Source organism: Corallococcus sp. AB018 (genome assembly GCF_003986945.1).
GTDB classification, from domain to species: domain Bacteria; phylum Myxococcota; class Myxococcia; order Myxococcales; family Myxococcaceae; genus Corallococcus; species Corallococcus exiguus.
This window is the reverse complement of sequence record NZ_RAWR01000488.1, coordinates 1-593: the sequence shown is the minus strand read 5'-3', so window position 1 is coordinate 593 and position 593 is coordinate 1. Positions and strand designations below refer to the sequence as shown.

At 66.1% G+C, this 593-nt stretch carries 1 protein-coding gene; it reads right to left on the bottom strand.

What is annotated here, in order from left to right; translation table 11 throughout:
• Window positions 1-62 precede the first annotated feature (62 nt).
• A partial coding sequence (locus D7Y11_RS42840) for a phosphatidylinositol-specific phospholipase C domain-containing protein (protein ID WP_233607596.1) occupies window positions 63-593 on the bottom strand: 531 nt, incomplete at its 5' end.

The window sequence follows — 593 nt, the reverse complement described above, 5'->3', positions numbered from 1 at the left end:
CCAGCACATCCTCGACCTCCGCGCTCTGGTGCTCTCGGACCGTTGGGACGCCGCCATGACTCTCATTCTCGCGCCACGGCGCGCTCGGGTGCGGCGCGCCGCGTGATCAGGATGGGAGCCACACCCGTCTGTTGGAAGCTCCGGCTATTGCCGTCCGGGGTGTGTTCCTCCTTCACCCGCATGAGAATGGTTTCGCCGGGATGGTCGCGCAGGAACTGGGTGGTGGTTGTCAAAACGTCGTCGAAGTTGGCGTTCAGGTAGACGACGCCATGGTGGATGGCGAACCGGTCGCCAATGTGGCGACACCGGATGTCCAAGGCACGAAGACCCGCGTCCAGCTGAGCTCTCAGGCTCAGGGATTGGGTCTGGGTGAGGGCACCGCCCGTCGAGGTGAACGCCATGGAGTCATGGGTTCCCGGCAGCGACAGGGAAGCGAGGCTCGCCGAGCCGGGCATCCAGCTCAACCAGTCGGGATGACTCGTTTCGATGCCGCCGGAGTGGTTGTAGTAGCGCCCACGGGCGGCAGCGGGGGAGGTCGCGAGCAGCGCGAGGAAGAGCATCGCCGCCGCGTTGCGCAGTCGGGGGGCAGGAAA